Annotated in this window: 3 protein-coding genes and 1 pseudogene; 1 reads left to right on the top strand and 3 read right to left on the bottom strand. The window is 72.3% G+C overall.

Annotation, left to right across the window (positions count from 1 at the left end; all coding sequences use genetic code 11):
• Nucleotides 1-98 precede the first annotated feature (98 nt).
• Nucleotides 99-671 (top strand): dienelactone hydrolase family protein, encoded by a 573-nt coding sequence (locus E1264_RS41490; protein WP_132182893.1) that lies wholly within the window; start codon nt 99-101, stop codon nt 669-671.
• 358 nt (nt 672-1,029) lie between these two features.
• On the opposite strand, the gene E1264_RS41485 is transcribed toward E1264_RS41490, so the two are convergent.
• The 3 genes and pseudogenes from E1264_RS41485 to E1264_RS44270 form a co-directional block, all read right to left on the bottom strand.
• Nucleotides 1,030-1,809 (bottom strand): zf-HC2 domain-containing protein, encoded by a 780-nt coding sequence (locus E1264_RS41485; protein ID WP_132182891.1) that lies wholly within the window; start codon nt 1,807-1,809, stop codon nt 1,030-1,032.
• A complete protein-coding gene (gene sigM / locus E1264_RS41480) occupies nt 1,806-2,429 on the bottom strand; it encodes an RNA polymerase sigma factor SigM (RefSeq protein ID WP_207936938.1) in 624 nt (207 codons plus the stop codon). Before sigM ends, E1264_RS41485 begins: the two co-directional genes overlap by 4 nt.
• 165 nt (nt 2,430-2,594) lie before the next feature.
• Nucleotides 2,595-3,456, bottom strand: a pseudogene (locus E1264_RS44270) (hypothetical protein); the annotation flags it as partial.

Here is a 3,456-nt window from a genome sequence, read left to right as displayed (position 1 = left end):
CCCCTGATCCCCGCCCACTGTCTCGCTGGATCGCCTAGCAACTGGTCGTCTCGCCGCTCGGCCAGGGCAGGGTCCTCGGCCGTCGTAGGGTGTTGTGCATGGCGCGTGTTCTGCTTCTTCACTCGATGTACGGGCTGCGGCCTGCGGTTCTGCAGGCGGCGGACAGGCTTCGCTTGGCGGGCCATGAGGTCCACGTCCCGGACCTGTACGACGGGCGGGTCGTCGACGAGCCCGAGGCCGGCATCGAGATCAAGGAGGAGATCGGACGGGACGAGCTGCTACGGCGCGCGGTGGCGGCCGCCGCTCCGTTGGTGGGCGACGGCGGTCTCGTCTACGCGGGGTTCTCGCTGGGCGGTTCCCTCGCGCAGAACCTCGCGCTCGCCGACGCCAAGGCGGGCGGGCTGCTGCTGATGCACGGGACGTCCGACATGGCGGACGACGCGTCCACCGAAATCCCGGTGCAACTGCACGTCGCCGACCCGGACACCTGGGAGCCTGTCGACTGGCTGAACGCCTGGTACCTGCGGATGCTCAAGGCGGGCGCGGACGTGGAGGTCTTCCGCTACCGGGGCGCCGGGCACCTGTTCACCGACCCCGACCTGCCCGACTACGACGACGCCGCTGCCGAACGCGCCTGGACGATCGCGCTGGAGTTCCTCGCGACCCTCTGACCTACGCCCGCCAGGCTCTCTGTCCCGCCCGGCCTGTTGTCCGGCCCGCTGTTCGGCCCGGCCCGCTGTTCGGCCCGCTGTTCGGCCCGCTGCTCGGCCCGGTCCGGTCCGCCGTCCTACCTGGAAAGCCGCCCTGCCCGGGCTGGCATCCTGCCTGGGCTGGCATCCTGCCTGGGCTGGCGTCGCCTCGGGGCTGGCGTTTCCCTGTCCTGCTGGGCCTTTGGTCCTTACGGTTCTGCTGGTCTGGCGTCCGCCTGATCGGGGCCGGTATGGCTCTGGCCTTTGTGGGCGCGGGCGGGCAAAGGAAAGGCCATGGACGGTGGCTGGGTGCCGGTGTCCATGGCCTTCGGGATTGTGGTCAGGCGTTCTTTACCTTGTCCAGCACGGTCTGGTTCTGGGCCGAGCAGTCAGGGCTGACGACCCACACGTTCAGCTTGCCGGGCGTGTCGCCCGGGGTGGCGATGACGGTCGCCGGGTTTCCTTCGTACCGGGCCTGGTCGACGAGGACGGGTTTGCGTTCGCCGACGAGGGCGAGGACGCAGCCGCGCAGCCGGGTGTCCGGTGCCTCGGGGGCGCTCAGTTTCTGGGTGGCCCCCGTGACCTGGTCGACCTGCGCGGCGAGCTGCCCGGCGCGGTAGTCGGTGCCGCTGCTGGAGACCGCGAAGGCGGGTGCGGGCGCCGCGTTCGGCGCCATGCCGCCGCTCTCCTTCTGGCTTCCGGTGATGCCGGTGCGTGCGTTGTCCTGCGGTGGGGCCGATGCCTGGCCCTGGTCGCCGCTGGTGTTGTCCAGGGCGATCGTCCCGACCGCCGCTCCGCCGCCGAGCACGATCACGGCCGCGGCGGCGGCCGACAGGATCCGCCAATGCCGCCTTCCGCGCCGCTCCTCCAGGCTCGCCACGGCCGCGGTGTTCAGCGACTCCGCGGCGATGGCGGTGTCGATGCGGTCGGCCAGTTCGGCGGGCATGGACGGCGCGGGAGCCTCCGCCAGGATCCGGGACACGTCCGCAAGGTCGGCGGACAGGTCGCGGCAGTCGGCGCAGGTGTCGAGGTGCGCGCTGACGGAGGCGGCTTCGTCGTCTTCGAGCAGCCCTTCGGCCAGGTCGGCCAGGACGTCGTAGTCAAGGTGTGCGGGGTTCACTTCGGCATGCCACCTCCTTCCACACCTCCGACGTTTTTGCGTTCCCGTCGGTTCCGGTGATGGCCGAGAAGGGGGGCCAGCCTGGCGCGTCCGCGCGCGCAGCGGCTCTTGATCGTGCCGGGCGGGACCTCCATGACCTGCGCGGCGTCGTCGACGGAATAGCCCATCATGTCGACGAGCACGAGCGCGGCGCGCTGCTCGAACGGCAGCTGCCCGAGCGCGCTGTGGACGTCGAGGGACACGCCGTGCGCGTCCGTCGGGTCGGGCATCTTCGGTGCGACGGCGTCGAACGTGGCGTCGTCGCCCATCGGCGTCGCCGGGCGGACGGACTTGCGCCGTACGCGGTCGAGGCAGGCGTTCACGACGATCCGGTGCAGCCAGGTGGTGACGGCGGCGTCCCCGCGGAACCGTCCGGCGGCGCGGAACGCGGAGAGGCAGGCGTCCTGCAGCGCGTCCGCGGCCTCCTCGGGGTCGCCGAGCGTCCGCAGCGCGACGGCCCACATGCGGTCCCGGTGGCGGTGGACGAGTTCGGCGAAGGCGTGCGGGTCCCCCTGGGCATGGCGGGCGAGGAGCTCCTTGTCGGGCACCTCGTCGACGCGACGCATGCTCACCGACGTCATGAGCGACCGCTTTCTCGTTCGGGACGCCCGGAAGGTGCCGGGTATCCGCGACCGGCTGCTGGGGTTGGCACCACAGGTTCCTGGGGGCGAAGGGACATCTGCTTACAGGCACGATACAGACATGCGCCGCTCAACGTCACAGCCCTTGTGCAGTGCGGAACGGGCTCAGCCGGCGGTCCCGTAGACGGTGATCTCACCCAGCTTGCCCTTGTAGGAGGAGGGAAGTCTGGTGAACCAGACGAGCACGTACTGGCCGGTGGCCTGCGGGTTCGCGGCGACGGTCAGCTCGCCGCCGTTGGCGGGCTGCTGGCCGATCTCCTGGAGGGCGCCGGGGGACCGCGAGTTCCCGACTTTGACCTGGAGCATCCCGCCGGTCTCCGGCGAGTGGACCTTCACGTTGGCGACCTTGACGGGACGGCCCATGTCGAGGAGCACGCCGAGGCCCTTCGAGTAGTTGCCGAAGTGGGCGTCGTGGTAGCTCTGCGTCTCCCACTTGCCGCCGGGAGACCCGTCGATCACGGTCTGGAGGTTCTTGCCGATCGCGGTGTCGGGGTGGTCGGCGCGCGACTGCTGCGCCTCGGCGATGTCGGCGACGTCCAGCTTCACGGTTTGCGGCTTCGGTGGGGCGCTCGTCCGGCCGTTGTCGGTGACGCTGCCGCCCTTGGGGTCGTCCCCGCCGCCGCCCAGTGCCCAGGCGCCGAGGCCGACGATGACGGTGAGCGCGGCGGCGGCGACGCCGAGGAGCGCGCGGCTGCCGCCCGGGCGGCGGGGAGCGCCATGCGTTCCGTGTCCGCCGTGCCCGCCGTGGCCGTGCGCGGGCGCCGTGCGGGTGGACGTGGACGCCGGCGGCATCTGGGCGTCGTGCCGGTTCCGCACCCGCGGCGGCGGGACGTGCGACGACGCCGGCTGGTCGCCCGCGGGCGCGTGATGCGGCTGCGCGGGCCCCGGCGCCGCTGCCCTGGAGCGGCGGCGGGACGTCCCGTGCGGCGCCGAGCGCGCGGGCCGCGGCGGGGGCTGCGGTGTGGTC

The sequence above is a fragment of the Actinomadura sp. KC216 genome (assembly GCF_004348535.1).
GTDB lineage: Bacteria > Actinomycetota > Actinomycetes > Streptosporangiales > Streptosporangiaceae > Spirillospora.
Note: the sequence above shows the minus strand (reverse complement) of the source record. Positions and strands in the feature narration are given on the sequence as shown.

What these genes read in the sequence shown, in the direction of transcription:
- E1264_RS41490 (WP_132182893.1), top strand. Translation starts at nt 99, where the DNA reads ATGGCGCGTGTTCTGCTTCTTCACTCGATGTACGGGCTGCGGCCTGCG.
- sigM (WP_207936938.1), bottom strand. Translation starts at nt 2,429, where the DNA reads ATGACGTCGGTGAGCATGCGTCGCGTCGACGAGGTGCCCGACAAGGAG.